Origin of the sequence: Amycolatopsis decaplanina DSM 44594, from assembly GCF_000342005.1 — a bacterium.
Taxonomy (GTDB): Bacteria; Actinomycetota; Actinomycetes; order Mycobacteriales; family Pseudonocardiaceae; genus Amycolatopsis; species Amycolatopsis decaplanina.
On the sequence record NZ_AOHO01000074.1, the window covers coordinates 190,219 to 206,743 of the forward strand.

A 16,525-nucleotide genomic window follows, 5' to 3' on the forward strand; every position below is an offset into this window, starting at 1 on the left:
GAATCACGCTTAGTGGTGACGCACCCTCGGACCGTCGCGATGGCGGGAGTGCTGATCGCCGGGATCGTGATGGGCGTCGTCGCGTCGACGCTCAAGATCGCCGACGGCACGCACACCGTGCTCGACACCACCCTGTCCACCACGACAGGGTTCCTCTTCCTCCTCGCCGGCGCCGTCGCGCACGTGCGCCGCGCCTCGAACCCCATCGGCCCGCTCATCGCGCTGGCCGGGCTCGCGTTGTTCGCCGAGGACCTGCAATTCGCCGAAGAGCCGCTCGCGCACACCGTCGGCTTGGCGCTGACTGCCGCGTCGAGCCCGGTGATCGCGCACCTCGTGCTCGCCTTCCCCCACGGGAGACTCCGGTCCCGCTGGGAGCGTGTGCTCGCCTTCTCCGCCTACGCCGTGGTCTTCGGGGCGGCCGTCCTCGGCCTGCTGGTCAACGACGATCCGGAGAACCTCGCCGCGGTCGCCGCCTCGCCGGAGGCCGAGCAGCTGGTCAAACGGCTGCTGGAACTGGTCGGCGCGCTGATCGGTGGCGGGGTCGTGGTGGTGCTGCTCTATCGCTGGCTCGCCGGGCGGCTTCCGCAGCGGCGGCTGCTCTCCCCCGTCCTCGCGGTCGCCGTGGCCGGGGCGGTGAGCACCACGGTCGGCAGCGCGCTCGGCTCCGGCCACCCGTTCTCCGAACCGCTGCTGGACGTCTACCGGATCTCGTTCTGCCTGTGGCCGCTGACGTTCCTGATCGGGGTGCTGCGGGCACGGGTCGGCAACGCGGAGATGATCCGGCTCCTGCTGGAACGCGACGGCTCCGGGCTGGCCGCGCTCGTGCAGGACGACGAGGTGTGGAAGGACAGCCGATCGATCGACGCGCTCAACGCCGCCGCCGGGCTGGTACTGGACAACCAGCGGCTCGCCGCGGAACTGGAAGAGCGTCTCGTCGAGGTCCAGGCCTCCCGTGCCCGCATCGTGGCCGCCGCCGACGACGAGCGGAGGCGTGTCGAGCGGGATCTGCACGACGGAGCACAGCAACGCCTGGTCAGTGTCGTACTGCTGCTGCGGATGGCGGAACGACGGCTCGGGAGCGACCTCACCCCCGCCGTCGCGGCCCTGCTGAGGAGCACCACCGACGAACTGCAGGCCACCGTCACCGAACTGCGCGAACTCGCGCGCGGACTCCGGCCCGCGATCCTCACCGAGGCCGGGCTGATCCCCGCGGTGCGGTCGCTGCTGGCCCGGGTCCCGCTCGCCGTCGACCTCGCCGGGGCGGACGTCCCCCGGCTCAGCGGCGCCGTCGAGGCGACGGCGTACTTCGTCGTCTCGGAGGCGGTCACCAACGCCCTGAAACACGCGCGGGCGGGGGAAGTCCGCGTTCGCATCGACGTCGAGCCGGACGGTCTGCGGGTGGACGTCCACGACGACGGCACCGGCACGGCCGACATCGACGGCGGCTCCGGGCTACACGGCCTCCGTGACCGGGTCCGCGCGCTCGGCGGCGAACTGACCGTCACGAGCGAACCCGGCTCGGGCACCACGATCTCGGCCGTCATCCCGTTGGACGGTTGACACCGCCGGTCGATGAGCGCGGCGAGTCCGCGTCCATCCTGAACAGCGATCCGTGGGCGAGGCGTGTCAGGCCAGCCCGCGGATCGCGCGCGCGGGCGGCCGCACCCCCTGGATCGACGCGATCATCTCCAGCACCTGCCGGGTGCGCCGCACCTCGTGCACCCGGAAGACCTTCGCCCCCTCGGCCACCGCCCAGGCCGTCGCGGCGAGGGTGCCGTCGACCCGTTCCGCGAGTTCCACACCGAGCGTCTCGCCGACGAAGTCCTTATTGGACAGTGCCATCAGCACCGGCCAGCCGGTGTCGGCCAGTTCCCGTGCGTGCCGCAGAAGCGCCAGGCTGTGCCACGTGTTCTTGCCGAAGTCGTGGGTCGGATCGATCAGCACCCCTTCACGCGGGACACCGAGCGCGACGACGGCTTCGGCGTGCGCCGTCGTCTCCGCGACGACGTCCGCGACGACGTCCGGATAGCGCACCCGGAACGGGCGGGTGCGCGGGACGGCGTTCCCGGTGTGCGAGCAGACGTAGCCGGTGGCGAACTCCGCCGCGACCTCGGCCAGCTTCGGATCGGCACCGGCCCAGGTGTCGTTGATCAGGTCCGCGCCCGCCTCCGCGGCGCGCCTGCCCACCTCGTGGCGCCAGGTGTCGACGCTGATCACCAGGTCGGGGTGCAGTTCGCGGATCCGCTCGACGAACGGGACCACCCGTCGGATCTCTTCCTCGACGTCGACCTCCGCGCCGGGGCCGGCCTTGACCCCGCCGATGTCGACGATGTCGGCGCCCTCCTCAACCGCCCTGGCGACGGCGGCGAGCGCGTCCGGATCCGAGAAGGTCGCACCCCTGTCGTAGAAGGAATCGGGGGTACGGTTGACGATCGCCATGACCAGGGCGCGGTCCCGGGCGACGCGGCGCCCGCGGAAGGTCAGCTCGTTCACGCACCGATCGTAGGCGAGCGGGCGCTTTCCCGGAGAGTGCCGCCCATCGGGACCGTCCCGGAGACCGGGAGCGCCCATCCGAGTGGTGTATCTGATATATCACGTAAGAGATCGGATCTCTCTTGACTCACCGCCGAACACCCGGGTAGACGTTGTCCCACAAGGAAGTTCAGCCCGGCGACCCGGTCGCCCCACGGCTGGTCGGGATGTCGACGGACGGCGGATCGGCATCCCGGCCACTCACTCCCCCGGTTTCCCGGGCGCAGGAAGGGCCTCGAATGTCATCGGATCCTCTTCGCGCGGCACGGCTTTCGCGGCGCACGGTGCTGGCGGGAACCGCGGGCGCCCTCGGCGCGCTCACCCTTCCCGGCGTGGCCACCGCGGCTCCGGTGGACTGGTCGCGGGCCGTCGTCGACTCGACGATGAAGCGTTTCACCCCGGCCACCCTCGGCGGCTGGGGCTACACCCGCGGTCTCTACCTCTACGGCCAGTACCTGGTGTACCGGCGCACCGGCGAGAAGTCCTACCTCGACTACATCCTCGCCTGGTATGACCGGTTCGTCACCGACAGCGGGATCTCGAACGGGTTCACCAACCTCGACGCGATGCGCTCCGGGCAGATGTTCCCCTTGCTGTACACCGAAACCGGACAAGCGAAGTACAAGACCGCGGCGGAGCAGCTGCGCGGCCGGTTCCCGTCCTATCCCCGGACGTCCGACGGCGGGATGTTCCACGCCACGAGCAGGGTCGGCCAGCTGTGGGCGGACGGCGTGTACATGGCACAGCCGTTCCTCGCCCTGTACGGCAAGACCTTCGGCGACCCCGGCTACTGCTACGAAGAGGCCGCGAAGAACGTCAGCGTCTACTTCGACCGGCTCAAGGAGCCGGCCAAGGGCCTGCTCTACCACGCCTACGACGAGGACGGCTCGGAACCGTGGGCTTCGGGCGCCGGGCGGCATTCGAAATACCACTGGGGCCGCGCGATCGGCTGGCTCGGGATGACGGCGATCGACCTCCTCGAGATCCTCCCGCGCGACCATCCGCGACGCCGGCGTCTCGTCGACGTCGTCAAGTTCCTCGCGGCGGGCTACACCCGCTGGCAGGACCGGGCTTCGGGTCGCTGGTTCCAGATCGTCGACCGGGGCGGCGACAAGGACAACTGGCTGGAGACATCGGCTTCGGCGATGTACACCTTCCTGCTCTCCCGCGCGGTGGAACGCGGCTACGTCGGCGTGGAGTACGGACCTGTGGCCGCGAAGGGTTACCGCGGGGTCTTGTCCCAGGTTTCGACCGGCGCCGACGGATTGACCGATATCAAGAACATCTCCGAAGGCACCAACGTCGGCGAAACCACGTATTACTACGCGCGTAAACGCAACACCAACGATTTCCACGGTCTCGGCGCGTTCCTCATCATGAATGAGCAACTCGCCCGCTGAGGTCACCGCACCGGCCGAAGGGCGCCTTCCCCACTTCCGACCTGGGGAAAGCGCCCTTCGATCGTTTTCCCGGCAGGTTCCGGGTATTGACCGGAGGCGCTAACATCGCGTGCTGCGACGCCCACTCCCAGGAGGGACGACCGGATGCGCGAGACGCCGCCCCCGGCTTCTTATACCCGGCTCGAACTCGGTGACACCAGCACGATCCCGGTCGGTGTGACGGTTTCCCCGCACATCTCACTGGTTTCGATGCTCGTCGAGGTCGTCGGCGGGTACGACCGCGGCCTGCCACCCGCTTGGCGCCGCCAGGTGGGTTCGGCGATCCCCGAGCAGGGATACCGCGCGGCGAGCGCGCTCACCCGCCGGGGCACCTCGGTGCAGCCGGACTTCATCGTCCCGATCAGTCCCGGCGAGGACTCTTCCGCCGCCGCTCAGGCGGAAATGCTGCGCGAACTGACGGAAACCGACGTCCTGAAGGGCCTGGAAGAGGTCTTCGGCGACCGGTTGCCCTCGCAATGGCGGCAGGCCGCCGACCATCCGAGACGCTGGGTCGCCTCGCTCGCGGACGCCTTCACCGCGACCAGGCTGGCGACCGAAAACCTCTGGACCAAGGCCCGTCCCCTGCTCGACCGCGAGATCGAACGTATCGGCGTCGCCTCCGTCAGAGGAGGGACCGACGCGGTACTCGGCCTGCTGCGGCCCCATTTCCGCATCAGCAACGGCTGTCTGCTGCTCCCCGACGCCGAACCGGCGAAGTACACCACCCGTGGCCGCAAACTGATCCTCGTCCCGATGCTCGCGGGCGTCCGCTCGGTGGTGTCCAACTTCGACGAAGAGGACGCCATCTGGATCGGCTACCCGCTGCCGGGGCTGGACGGCCTGCTCGACAGCGGCAGGCCCGAACCGGCCCTCGGGGTCGACGGACTCGACCTGGTGGTCGGCGCTCACCGTGCGAAACTGTTGCGGCATCTGGGAAAGCCCGCCCGGATGGGCGAGATCGCGAATTTGCTCTCCTGCGCCGCGAGCACCGCGACCTATCACTGCGAACAGCTTGTTTCGGCCGGTTTGATCCAGCGGCACCGCGAGGGTCAGGTCGTCCTCGTGGTCCGGACTCCCCGCGGTGACGCGCTGGTGGACCTGCTCTCCTGACTCGTGAGTGGCAAAGACGGTTCTAACCGTCCTTACCACTCACGAGTCCCTAGACCCGCTGCAACCCCGGCTTCCCGGCCTCGACGACGTAGCCACGGTCCGCGGCCAAGGTCACCTTCGAGAAGTCGTACTCGGTGGTGTCCGAAACCGTCATGAAGTCCGCCCGCAGCTGCGTCTGCGACGCCGTCACCCGGACATAACCGCGCTTTCCCCGGCAGTACTTGATGTGCGGGTTGTTCGACAGCCAGGTCGACGACGGATCGGTCGCGGTGTCGCTGTTGCTGGTGACCGAGGTCGTCACCAGTTCCGAACCGAACACCGGGTCGCTGTGGTTGAAGTAGTCGCGGCGCAGATCGGCCGCCCAGTGCCGGTGGACGTCGCCGGTCAGCACGATCGGGTTCGGCACCTTGCGGTCCACGATGCCCTTCGCGATCCGGTCGCGGGAAGCCTCGTAACCCTGCCAGGAATCGGGGCTCTCACAGGTCGCCTTGTTGCCGTCGCCGTCACGGGTGGCGAAGAAGACCTGCTGGCCGAGGAAGTCCCACTTCGCCGGGTGCGTCTCCAGCGCCTTCAGCAGCCACGCCTCCTGTGTGGTGCCCAGGATGCTGCGCGACGTCGATCGCATGTCGGTGCACGACGGTCCCGCCGAACCGGAGGGGTCGGGCACCTGCGCGTTGCGGTACTGACGGGTGTCGAGCATGTGGAACCGGGCGAGGTTGCCCCAGCCGAACTGCCGGTACAGGCGGATCGACGCGCCGCTCGGCTTGGCGGTGGACCGGATCGGCATGTTCTCGTAGAACGCCTGGAATCCGGCGGCCTTGCGCGCGTCCGTCGCCGGGCTGGTGGTGGAGTTCCAGTTGTTCATCACCTCGTGGTCGTCGAAGACCACGATCCACGGCGCCATCGCGTGCGCGTTCTGGAGGTCGGCGTCGGTCTTGTGCTGGGCGTGCCGGGCGCGGTACTGGGCGAGCGTCGTCACGTCCTCGGTGAAGGCCAGTTTGCGCGGATTCCGCTCGGCGGCGGCGCGGCCGGACTTCTTCTCGTACATGTAGTCGCCGAGGAACAGCACGAGTTCCGGGTTGTCGGCGAGCATGCCCTTGTACGAGTGGTACCAGCCCTCCTCCCAGTGCTGGCAGGAGGAGAAGCAGTACTTCAGCTGATCGACGGCGGCGCCGGCGGCGGGAGCGGTCCTGGTCCGGCCGACCGGCGAGATGTAGCCGCTGGTCTTGAACCGGTAGAAGTATTCACGTCCCGCCTCGAGCCCGGCCGGTTCGATGTGCACGCTGTGCCCAGAATCGCGGGCCGCGGTCGCGGTGCCCTTCTGCACCACCGAGGAGAACGCCTGGTCGTTCGCGATCTCCCAGTCCACTGTGTACGAAGCGTCCGGCATACCGCCGAAACCGTCGGGGTTCAGCGGGGCGGGAGCGAGCCGCGTCCACAGCACGACACTGTCCGGCAGCGGGTCACCCGAGGCGACACCGAGCTGGAACGGGTCGTGGATCGCGGGCGCCGCCGCCAGCGTTCTCGCGTTCGCCCACGAAGGCACCGTCGACGATAACGCCGCCGCCGAAACCGCCGCGGCTCCACCGAGGAGTACCGCCCGCCGATTCACCTGGCCCATGAAAATTCAACCTTTCGAAGTGGGGAAAGAACGGGGAGGGATTTCACGCGGCGTAATCGGTGATGCCGCCGCTACAGGCTTCGAGGGTCGGATTCGCGGCGGCGTCGGCGACGCAGACCTTGTAATAGACCCACGACCCCTTCGCGACCGGCACGGCCTTGTCGACGTGCGTGCCGTTGCCGCCGGAGGCCCAGACGTAGAACGGGCCGGCGCCGCCCTTCAGCCAGTAAGCGACCACGGCGGACTTACCGTCGGCGTTCCTGTCGTAGACGAGGAAATGAGCATCCGATGAACGGAACTGGCCCTCGCCCGCGCAGACGCCGGTGGAGCATTCGGCGCTGCCGGAGCCGACTCCGCAGTCGGGTGCGATCCGCTGGTCGGAGCCGGTGTAGACGTAGCCGTCCGAGATGTAGCCACCGAGCGCGGGGACGTAGTCCCACAACGTCGTCGTGCCCAGCGGGCCGGCGACCGAGGTCCCGATCGTCTGGCAGTCGATGGTCACCGTGGCGCCGTTGGCCACCGTGCGCACCGCGGTCGAGGAGGTGCTCGGGGCGCGGCGCACGTTCAGCGGGTCACCCGCCGTCTTCACGGTCCCGGTGGCCGCGGCCAGTGCGGGAGTGGCTCCGGCGAGGCCCATGGCGCCCGCCGTCACCAGCACGAGAAAGAAACCGGCGAGCCGCCGGACACTTGAACGCTTCATGACCGCAGCGTCGACCGGCGTCGTACACATCGCGTACAAACGCCGACCGGCTGTCTGCACATGCATGCGAATGGATCTAGCCAACGATGGCGGGACGGCAATATTATCGGCGGATATGGGGCTCCTGCCGTATTGGCGGTTTAGGTGACTATTCTCGGGTTTCGCGTTCTCGGTCCGCTCGAAGTGGCGGTGGACGGGCAGGTGGTGCCGCTCGGCGGTCCCAAACCCCGTCTGCTGCTGGCCGCTCTCCTGCTCCAGCCCAACGTCGTCGTCTCCACCGAACTGCTGATCGAGGTCCTGTGGCCTTCGTCGGCGCCCCGTTCGGCGGCGGCGAACATCCGCACCTACGTCCACTCGCTCCGCAAACGCCTCGCCGACCACGACCCCGAACTCGGGGAGCGCATCGGCAGCCGGGCGTCCGGATACATCCTCAAAGCCACACCTGGGGAAATCGACCACATCCGTTTCGGCGAACTGGCCGCCCGCGCACAGGACGCGCTCGGCCACGGGGAAGCCGAAACCGCTCTCGACCTGCTGGATCAAGCCGAAGCGCTGTGGCGCGGAGAAGTACTCGAAGGCCTCCCCCACGACTACGGCTGGGGCGCGACCGTGGCCCGGCTGACGGAATTGCGGCTCGCGGTCCAGGAACAGCGGCTGCGGGCGAGGATCGCACTAGGCCGGACCGCCGAGGCCGTCGCCGAACTGCGCGGTCTGGTCACCGAGCATCCCCTGCGTGAGGAGCTCTGGCAGCAGCTGATCGTCGCGTTGCGGGCAGACGGCCGCACGGCCGACGCGATCGAGGCCTATGAAACGGCCGAGAAAGTGCTGGCCGAGGAACTCGGCACCGACCCGGGCCCGCGATTGAGGGAACTGCGGGCCTCGCTGATCGTGACGCCGTCGGCGAGCCAGGACGCCGTGGCCGTCGCGCTCGCCCGGCCGATGGCGCCGGTCTGCCAGCTGCCGCTGGACCTGCCGGACTTCACCGGCCGCGACGAGGTGGTCGGCGAACTCGTCGACCTTTTCCGCGACCGCCGTGAACAGGGAAAACCCGCGATCGCGGTACTTTCGGGAGCGCCGGGGATCGGCAAGTCCTCCGTCGCGATCCGGGTGGCGCACGCGGTCCGGGACGACTTCCCGGACGGTCAGCTGCACGTCGACCTCGCCGGGACGTCGTCCTCGCCCCGGCCTCCGATGACCGTGCTCGCCGAGTTGCTCCGCGCGCTGGGCGTCCCCGACGCGGGACTGCCACGTGATCTCCCCGAACGCGCGGCGTTGCTGCGGTCCCGGTTGGCGACCATGCGGATGTGCGTCGTCCTCGACGACGCCGGCGGCGCGGCGCAGGTCCGGCCGCTGCTGCCCGGCGCGGGCTCCTGCGCGGTGCTGATCACCAGCCGGGTGCGGATGCCGGATCTGGCCGGGGCCACCCCGGTCGACGTCGAACTCCTGCCCGAAGCCGAGGCCGCGAAGCTGCTCGAAGGCATCGTCGGCACCGAGAGGGTCAACGCGGAGCCGGAGTGCGCGACCGCGATCCTGCGCCACTGCGGGTACCTGCCGCTGGCGATCCGGGTCGCCGGGGCGAAGCTGACCCACCGGCCGGGCTGGACGCTGCGCGTACTGGCGGACCGGCTGCGGGACGAGAGACGAAGATTGGACGAACTTCGCGTCGGCGATCTCGCCGTACGGGCCAGTGTCACGCTCAGCTACGACCTTCTGCCGATGTCCGCGGCGACCGCCTTCCGCGGCCTCGGTGGACTCGGCTCGGTCCAGTTCCCCGGCTGGGTGGTCGCGGCCCTGCTCGGCCGCACGCACGGGGAGGACGTCCTCGACGTGCTGGTGGACGCTCATCTGGTCGAGCTCAGCGGCTCCGACGCCACCGGCGAGCCCCGCTACCGCCTGCACGACCTGTTGCGGTGCTACGCCCTTGAACTCCGCGCGCAGGACGTCCCGGCGAAGGCGCACGAAGCCACGAAACGGGTGCTGGAGGGCTACCTCGCGCTCGCGGTCGAAGCCGCGGACCGGATGCCGATCCACTTCTTCGGGCTCTACCGGGACGACACGGCCGACCAGCCCGCTCTCCCGCCGGGGACCGCGCATCTGATCGAGGATCCGGCCGCGTGGTTCGCCGCCGAACGGCACACCTGCGTCGCCGCCGTCTCACTCGCGGCCGACCTCGGTTTCGACGCGCTGGCCTGGCGTCTCGCCGCCGCGCTGGCGCCGTACTTCGACCAGCGCGGTCACCAGGACGACTGGCTGCACACGCACGCCGTCGCGCTGGCCGCCGCCCGGCGGTCCGGCGAAGTCCGCGGCGAGGCGATCATCCAGCGCAACCTCGGGCAGATCCAGCTGTACCAGGACAGCTACGCGGAGGCCCTGGTCGCGTTCGAGCAGTCGCAACTGCTGTTCGACAAGATCGGCGACGCGCGAGGCGCGGCGATCGCGCTGGCCGGGCTCGGCACTGTACTGCGTATCAAGGGCGAGGACACCATCGCGCTCGAGCACTGTCACGCGGCGCTCGACCAGTTCTCGGCGGCCGGCGACCCGCACGGCGAGGCCGTCGCGCGGATCGCGATCGGCGCGGTGTGGCTGGCCCGGCGCCGGTTCGCCGACGCGGAACGCTGGTTCACGGAGGCGCTCGAACAGTCCGCTCGAATCGGCGACCGGCACCGCGAGGCGCACGCGTTGAAACGGCTCGCGATGCTGCGCCAGCATCAGGGCAACCTCGCGGGCGCACGGGAGCGGGTCGACCGCGCCATCGCGATCTTCAACGAGCTCGGCGACGACCATTGCATCGGCTACGCGAACCAGAACCTCGGCGAGCTGTATCTGCACAGCGGCGATCTGGCCCACGCGCAACTGCTGCTGGTCAATTCGCTGAGCGTGCACCGGCGCAACGGGGACCGCCGGTCCGAGGCCGAGGTGTCGCAGTTGCTCGGAGAGCTGCACGAGGCGCTGAGCCAGCCCGAGCGGTCACGGACGTATTCGGAACGCGCGCTGGCGTTGTGGCGGGAACTCTCCGCGCGGCCACAGGAATCCGCTCTCGCTTCGCGCCTGCAGGAGGCGGCCGAAGCGTCCTACAACGACTCCGCGAGCGCCTGACCCTTTCGCAATTCGGCACCTGATTGCGGTTCACCCACCGCAATCAGGTGCCGACTTGCGTTTGTATCGATCGTGTACAGGCCCCGGCGAAGCTCCCTTCGTAGCAACCGAGAGTGCTCGAAGGGAGACCGGAATGGTCCGGACCGTGAAGGCCCGCCGGGTGATGGCGGCCGTGCTGGCCATGGGGGCGGTCACCGCGCTGGCCGCCAGCCCCGCGAACGCGGCGCCCGAAGGCAGCTGGCGCGCCGATCTGTCCACTGTGGATGGCGATGACGTCAACGTCCGCAGTGACGGCGGCGTGCTCAGCCTGGAAAACGCCACCTGGCACAGAAAACCCGACTCCATCGGCAGCCAGGGTTACCTGCTGCCGGCCGAGCAGAAGCTCGGGAAGCCGGTCAACCGCGTCACCGCTCAGGTGACCGCCGACGCGCCGAAGGGCACCGAGGTCGAGGTCGACGTCCGCGGCAAGCTCAACGCCAACGACTGGACCGAGTGGACGCCCACCGACGGCGGTGCCGCCCAGCTGTCCGCTTCGGTCTCCACGGTCCAGGTCCGCATCGGACTGCGCACGGTGAACGACGGCGTGACCGCGAAGGTCAGCGACGTCACCCTCCAGGGTGAACTCGGCCCGCAGGTCAACGCGATCGGCGCGGCCGCGGCCCCGCTGACGTACAAGGTCTACGGCACCCGCGAAGGCCTCGTCGGCGGCACCACCGCCAACGGGCACGTGATCAAGTCCCGCGACCACTTCGTCGCCCTCCCCTCGGGCCGTGGCCTGGCACCCAAGAACACCGGCAACTACACCGTCCGCATCTGCCGCACCGACAACAGCCGCTGCGAGTACGCGCCCGTGTGGGACGTCGGCCCGTGGAACACCAAGGACGACTACTGGAACCCGTCGGACACCCGCCAGATGTGGAAGAACCTGCCGCAGGGCAAGCCCGAAGCGCAGGCCGCGTACCAGGACGGCTACAACGGCGGCAAGGACGAGTTCGGCCGCAAGGTGGCCAACCCGGCGGGTATCGACCTCGCGGACGGCACCTTCTGGGACGGCCTCAAGATGACGGACAACGGCTGGGTCAACGTCTCCTACCTGTGGACCGGCTCCGGCCCGACCGGCGTCATCAGCACCGCCGGCGACCCGATGAACGTCCGGGCCTCGGCGAGCACCACCGCGGCGATCAAGGGTCTCGCGGCGAACTACGCGAAGGTCAACATCGAATGCTACGTCGAGGGCGAGACCGTCACCGGCAAGTTCGGCACCAGCAACATCTGGGACCGGATCGGCCCGGGGCACTACGTCTCCGACACCTACCTGCAGACCGGCTCGGACCTGCCGGTGGCACCCAAGTGCTCGTGAGCGAACACTGAACCCGAAGGCCCGGCGCACCCCACGGCGCCGGGCCTTCGCCTTTTCTGCCGCCGTTCTTCCGCTCGACCCGGACAACGTGTTTCACCACAACGGGAACATCCGTCCCGCTGAGCGAGGCTTTTATTCACAACCATGAATGTTCTTCACAATCCCGCGACCGTCATGCGAAACTCCCGTGACGCATTTCCCACTGACGAATGGCGGGCATTGTGAGCGTTTCCCGGCGAACCCTGTTGACGACCGCCGCCGGTGCCGCCGTCGCGGCGACGACGATCACCCCGGCCGCCGGCGCGGCCGAGAAAGAAGCCGACGGGCTTAGGACTTTCCGCCGGACGGCCGACTACGCGGTGACCAAGCTGCGCGCCGTCGCGCCCGGCGTGACTTCCTTTCCGGAGATCACCCGTTTCGAGAAATGGACCTATTCCGCCAAGGGCGGCTGGATCGGCGGTTTCTGGCCGGGCACATTGTGGCTCGCCTCGATCTACAGCGGCGATCCGCGATTCCGGACCCTGGCGACGGCGTCGGCGGAAAAGCTCGCGCCACGCCAGTACGAAACGAGCGATCACGACCTCGGATTCCTGTTCTACCCGTCGTGGGTGACCGGCTGGCGGCTCACCGGCGACGAGAAGTGGCGCGACGGCGCGCTCAACGCGGCCGCGTCGCTCATCCAGCGCTACAACGAAAAAGGGAAGTTCATCCGGGCATGGGGCGCACTCGGCACCCCGGACAACGCCGGCCGGGTCATCGTCGACACGATGATGAACCTGGACCTGCTGACCTTCGCGAGCGAGCAGACCGGTGACCGGAAGTACCTCGACATCGCCGTCTCACACGCGAAGACCACCGAGCGGGTCTTCCTGCGCCCGGACGGTTCGACCCCGCACGTGTTCGACTTCGACCCGGCCACGGGCGCCGAGATCGGCCCGAACACCGTGCAGGGTTACAGCCCGACGTCCTGCTGGTCCCGCGGCCAGGCCTGGGCGATCTACGGATTCACCACGATGTACCGGCGCTCCGGCGACCCGCTGTTCCTGCGGACCGCGCAACGCCTGGCCGATTTCGCGCTGCATGCCCTCACCCCGGACAACGTGCCGGTGTGGGACTACCTCGCGCCGCAGGCACCGTACGACATCAAGGACTCCTCCGCCGGCGCCGTGATGGCGTGCGGCCTGCTCGACCTGGCGAAGGTCGCGAACCGGCCCCAGTACCGCGAGGCGGCGATCCGGATCCTCACCGCGCTGTGCGACACCTGCTTGACCACGAAATCCACCCGCGCCGAGGCGATCGTGGCGCGGGGCACGCGAAACCGTCCGGCCGAGGACGGCGTCGAGGTTTCGTTGCCCTACGCCGACTATTACCTGCTGGAGGGCATTCTGCGGGTGCTGATGCCGAAGGAGATCGACAAGGCCATCGACCTGTCGAGCGCCTGATTCGAGCCGGTCGCGAGTGGTAAGGACGGTTCTATTGAGGGGTAAGGCAAAGGTGGCTTCGTGGTGTCGGGGCGTGTCGCGAAAGCCACTTTCGCGACGTTGGATGTCCTGAAAGTGGCTTTCGCGACGTTGGCGGTGGCCTTCACGTACTTCAGGCGACCTGAGCGGCGGACCGTGGTGGGTCTCGTGAGTGGTAAGGACGGTTAGAACCGTCCTTACCACTCACGAGACCGCACTCAATGCGCGTGGTGCCCCTCATGTCCACCGTGCCCCTCGTGTCCACCGTGACCTTCGTGCCCCTCATGTCCACCGTGTCCACCGTGGTGCGCGTGGACCTTCGCGTGTCCAAGACCGCGTCCGATCATCCACTTGTTCACCGGCACCGTCAGCACGAACGCGACGGCCAGCGAGAACGCCAGCGCGCCCCAGAACAGCAGACTCGTGAGACCGGCTTCCATGGCGCCCGGCACCACCAGCATGACCCCGTTGTCGACGATCTCCATGACCGCGATCGACACGGTGTCGGCGGCAAGCGCCACCTTGAGCGCGGTGCCGAACGGCAGGCCCGACTTCAGGACACCGCGCATGGTCAGCGCGTAGCCGAAGACGAAAGCGAGCGCCACCGCGAGGATGATCGTCGCCAGGTTGCCGAGGCCGAGCGCCGTGCCGATCACCATGCCGAGGATCTCACCGATCGCACAGCCGGTGAGGCAGTGCAGGGTCGCCGACGCCGCCATCGACCAGCTTGCTCCATGCCGTGTCTCGTTCATGCGGGGAACCATACCCCCCACCCGTATAGATCGCGCAGTGATCCCCATCTCTCTCGATGACTCAGCGTCACATCCACCGGCCGACTTGGTAATCGGCCCAGCTCGATCAACTCACTTTCGTAACCCTTTGCGCTCATCCGGTTGACCGGGGTAACCGGAGACCCTAGTTTCGCCGGAGGTCTCCACCGTGCGTAGACCGATCGGCTGGTTCAGGTAGTTCGTGACTATGGGGTGGGGATGCGAGGGCCGACGAAAACGCTCGTCGTTGCCACTGTGCTCGCTTTGGGCATGGTGTTCGGGCTGACCGGCTGCGGAAGCGAAGAACCGGCGGAGACGGCGGCCAAGCCGATCCGGATCGCGTTCGTGCCGAAGGTCGCGGGCATCCCGTACTTCGAGGCGATGAACACCGGCGGGCAGGCCGCGGCCAAGCAGCTCGGTATCGAATGGACCTCGACCGGTCCGCTCACGGTGGACCCCGCGGCGCAGGTCTCGATCGTGCGCGGCCTCGTCGACCAGCAGGTGGACGTCATCGCGATCGCCCCGAACGATCCCAGGGCCATCGCGCCCGCGATCACCGACGCGCGAGCCAAGGGCGTCCATGTGATCACTTCGGACACCGACGCGCCCGGCACCGATCGCGAACTCTTCGTCAACCAGGCGACCCCGGAGGGCATCGGCAAGGCACTCACCGACGCCCTGATGAAGAAGATGGGGAACGCGGGCAAGTACGCGATCGTCTCCTGCGGCGAGACCGCCGAGAACCTCAACGCGTGGATCGCCGTTCAGCGTGCCTATACGGCTACGGAGTACCCCCATGCACAGCTCGTCGAGACGGTCTACGCCGGCGAGGACAAGGACAACGCCACCGCGCTGGCGAAAGAGCTGATGACCAAGTACCCGGACCTCACCGGTCTGGTCGGCGAATGCACGACGTCCGCGCCCGGCGTCGCCGAGGCGGTCCGGTCGCAGCAGAAGATCGGCCGCGTCTTCACCGTCGGAGTCGGGACGCCGCAGGCGATCAAGCCGTACCTGCTGGACGGTTCCGCGTCGCTTTCGGTGCTGTGGAACGTCGAATCGCTCGGCTACCTCACCGCTTGGGCCGGCAAGCAGATCGCCGAGGGCAAACGGCTCGGCCCGTCGAACAAGGTCAACCTCGAACTCCCCGCGATCAAGTACGAGGAAGGCACGAAGACCGTGCTGCTCGGCGACCCGCTGCTGATCACGCGCGAGAACGTCGACCAGTTCAAGTACTGATTCACCGGGCCCGCCGGACGGCACCCGCCGCCGCGCCGCCGCCGAGGATGAGGACCAGCGCGGTCAGCCCCCACCGCCGCTTCTCCTTGGTGCGGGCATGGGAATCGGTCTCCGCCGCCGCCTTCCGTTCCTTGGGCGCGGCCGAACGAGACGGCTTCGGCGCGGGAACGGGCGGCGGGATCACCTGAGGAGCGGGAGTGGGCACCGGACTCGACGACGGTGCCGGAGAGGGAGTCGGTGCCGGGCTCGGTGAAGACGACGGACTGGGCGCAGGGGTGGGCGACGGCGTCGGAGAGGGAGACCGCGTAGGCGTAGGCGTGGGTGTCGGTGTCGGCTTGGGCGGTTTCGGCTTCGGCGGCTCGGGAACCTCGGGTGCGGTGAGGCAGCCGGCGGCGTCCGATCCCGCCAGCGGCGGCCCCGAACGCACCTCGCTCACCTGCCCGCTTCGATCCAGGCGGTAAAGCACGCTGCGCCCGCCGATCCGGTTCGCCGTGGCGTACATGGCACCGTCGCGGCCGAGCACGACGGAGCCGTAGACGTCGGCGGGCGGGAAACGCGCGTCTTCGGCTTCGAGGACCTTGCCGGACGCCGGGTCGATGGTGATCACGGCGCCCTTTCCGCGCCAGGTGGTGGAAACGCCGTAGAGCAATCCGTTGTGGTATGCGAAATCGTTGACGTCGTGGGCGAGTGTGATCGGCCGCAGGAACACCGTCCCGATCACCCGCAGGTACCGCTCCCCCGGCGTCAAGTCCACTGTGTAAAGTGTGCCGTTCCTGAGCAGGTACCAGGAATTCCCGCCGATCGCACCGGCGGTCACCCCCGCGACGGGGCTCCATACCGGCAGCCGGTTCCCGGCACGTGCGATCGGGCCGAGGTCCTGGGTGTTCCCGTCACGGTCGATCGTCACCGCGTGCGCGCCCCGGCCGAGTCCTTCGGCGACGCCGAAGACCAGGTCCCGCGTCGCGGAGTAACCGAGCGCGTTGAGCCGATAGCCCGGATCGGTCACTCGCGAAGTGGTCCCCGAGCCGACGTCGAGCCAGCGCAGCTTCGACTTTTCGTACGCCCCTGTCTCCGCCTGCACCACCAGGCAGGATTCGGCGGCGCGCGCGGCCATCGGGGCCAGCAGCGCCGACGCCCCCACCAGTCCCGCGACGGCAGCCGTCGCCGCCGTCCGGGTCACCAGGTCCACAGCGGTCACCGG

Annotated in this window: 11 protein-coding genes and 1 pseudogene; 7 read left to right on the forward strand and 5 right to left on the reverse strand. The window is 68.8% G+C overall.

The window, feature by feature from the left end; genetic code table 11:
* Positions 1–39: 39 nt before the first annotated feature.
* Positions 40–1,560, forward strand: a complete 1,521-nt coding sequence (locus H074_RS31080) for a sensor histidine kinase (RefSeq protein ID WP_085941049.1) — start codon at positions 40–42, stop codon at positions 1,558–1,560.
* A gap of 66 nt (positions 1,561–1,626) precedes the next feature.
* Here the strand turns inward: H074_RS31080 and folP are convergent, their stop codons facing one another.
* Positions 1,627–2,493, reverse strand: a complete 867-nt coding sequence (gene folP, locus H074_RS31085) for a dihydropteroate synthase (RefSeq protein WP_007034048.1) — start codon at positions 2,491–2,493, stop codon at positions 1,627–1,629.
* Positions 2,494–2,771: 278 nt separating this feature from the next.
* On the opposite strand from folP, the gene H074_RS31090 reads away from it, so the two are divergent.
* Together H074_RS31090 and H074_RS31095 are read left to right on the forward strand one after the other, a co-directional pair.
* Positions 2,772–3,932 (forward strand): glycoside hydrolase family 88/105 protein, encoded by a 1,161-nt coding sequence (locus H074_RS31090; protein WP_007034049.1) that lies wholly within the window; start codon positions 2,772–2,774, stop codon positions 3,930–3,932.
* A gap of 144 nt (positions 3,933–4,076) precedes the next feature.
* Positions 4,077–5,081 (forward strand): winged helix-turn-helix domain-containing protein, encoded by a 1,005-nt coding sequence (locus H074_RS31095; RefSeq protein ID WP_007034050.1) that lies wholly within the window; start codon positions 4,077–4,079, stop codon positions 5,079–5,081.
* A 49-nt stretch (positions 5,082–5,130) separates the two neighbouring features.
* On the opposite strand, the gene H074_RS31100 is transcribed toward H074_RS31095, so the two are convergent.
* Both H074_RS31100 and H074_RS31105 read right to left on the reverse strand, forming a co-directional pair.
* A complete protein-coding gene (locus H074_RS31100) occupies positions 5,131–6,702 on the reverse strand; it encodes an alkaline phosphatase D family protein (protein ID WP_007034051.1) in 1,572 nt (523 codons plus the stop codon).
* Positions 6,703–6,745: 43 nt separating this feature from the next.
* Complete coding sequence (locus tag H074_RS31105; protein ID WP_007034052.1) at positions 6,746–7,402, reverse strand: SH3 domain-containing protein; 657 nt, start codon at positions 7,400–7,402, stop codon at positions 6,746–6,748.
* 144 nt (positions 7,403–7,546) lie between these two features.
* Between H074_RS31105 and H074_RS31110 the strand changes: the two genes are divergently transcribed.
* The 3 genes from H074_RS31110 to H074_RS31120 all read left to right on the forward strand — a co-directional run bounded on the left by H074_RS31110 (position 7,547) and on the right by H074_RS31120 (position 13,300).
* Positions 7,547–10,498, forward strand: coding sequence for a BTAD domain-containing putative transcriptional regulator (locus tag H074_RS31110; RefSeq protein ID WP_085941043.1), 2,952 nt, complete (start codon positions 7,547–7,549; stop codon positions 10,496–10,498).
* Positions 10,499–10,631: 133 nt separating this feature from the next.
* Positions 10,632–11,858 carry a hypothetical protein gene (locus H074_RS31115; RefSeq protein ID WP_007034054.1) on the forward strand — a complete coding sequence of 409 codons (1,227 nt, stop codon included), beginning with the start codon at positions 10,632–10,634 and terminating at the stop codon, positions 11,856–11,858.
* Positions 11,859–12,079: 221 nt separating this feature from the next.
* Positions 12,080–13,300, forward strand: a complete 1,221-nt coding sequence (locus tag H074_RS31120) for a glycoside hydrolase family 88 protein (RefSeq protein WP_007034055.1) — start codon at positions 12,080–12,082, stop codon at positions 13,298–13,300.
* A gap of 320 nt (positions 13,301–13,620) precedes the next feature.
* Here H074_RS31120 and H074_RS31125 read toward each other — a convergent pair.
* Positions 13,621–14,037, reverse strand: a pseudogene (locus H074_RS31125) (DUF4396 domain-containing protein); the annotation flags it as partial.
* Between the two features lie 270 nt (positions 14,038–14,307).
* Here H074_RS31125 and H074_RS31130 point away from each other — a divergent pair.
* Positions 14,308–15,324: an autoinducer 2 ABC transporter substrate-binding protein gene (locus tag H074_RS31130; RefSeq protein WP_420805403.1), complete on the forward strand. Its 1,017-nt coding sequence runs from the start codon at positions 14,308–14,310 to the stop codon at positions 15,322–15,324.
* A gap of 1 nt (position 15,325) precedes the next feature.
* On the opposite strand, the gene H074_RS31135 is transcribed toward H074_RS31130, so the two are convergent.
* Positions 15,326–16,522: a DUF6923 family protein gene (locus tag H074_RS31135; protein ID WP_007034058.1), complete on the reverse strand. Its 1,197-nt coding sequence runs from the start codon at positions 16,520–16,522 to the stop codon at positions 15,326–15,328.
* Positions 16,523–16,525 lie beyond the last annotated feature (3 nt).

Excerpts from the sequence above, each read along its gene's own strand:
- H074_RS31080 (WP_085941049.1), top strand. The coding sequence starts at position 40 with ATGGCGGGAGTGCTGATCGCCGGGATCGTGATGGGCGTCGTCGCGTCG.
- H074_RS31090 (WP_007034049.1), top strand. The coding sequence starts at position 2,772 with ATGTCATCGGATCCTCTTCGCGCGGCACGGCTTTCGCGGCGCACGGTG.
- H074_RS31095 (WP_007034050.1), top strand. The coding sequence starts at position 4,077 with ATGCGCGAGACGCCGCCCCCGGCTTCTTATACCCGGCTCGAACTCGGT.
- H074_RS31100 (WP_007034051.1), bottom strand. The coding sequence starts at position 6,702 with ATGGGCCAGGTGAATCGGCGGGCGGTACTCCTCGGTGGAGCCGCGGCG.
- H074_RS31105 (WP_007034052.1), bottom strand. The coding sequence starts at position 7,402 with ATGAAGCGTTCAAGTGTCCGGCGGCTCGCCGGTTTCTTTCTCGTGCTG.
- H074_RS31115 (WP_007034054.1), top strand. The coding sequence starts at position 10,632 with ATGGTCCGGACCGTGAAGGCCCGCCGGGTGATGGCGGCCGTGCTGGCC.
- H074_RS31130 (WP_420805403.1), top strand. The coding sequence starts at position 14,308 with ATGCGAGGGCCGACGAAAACGCTCGTCGTTGCCACTGTGCTCGCTTTG.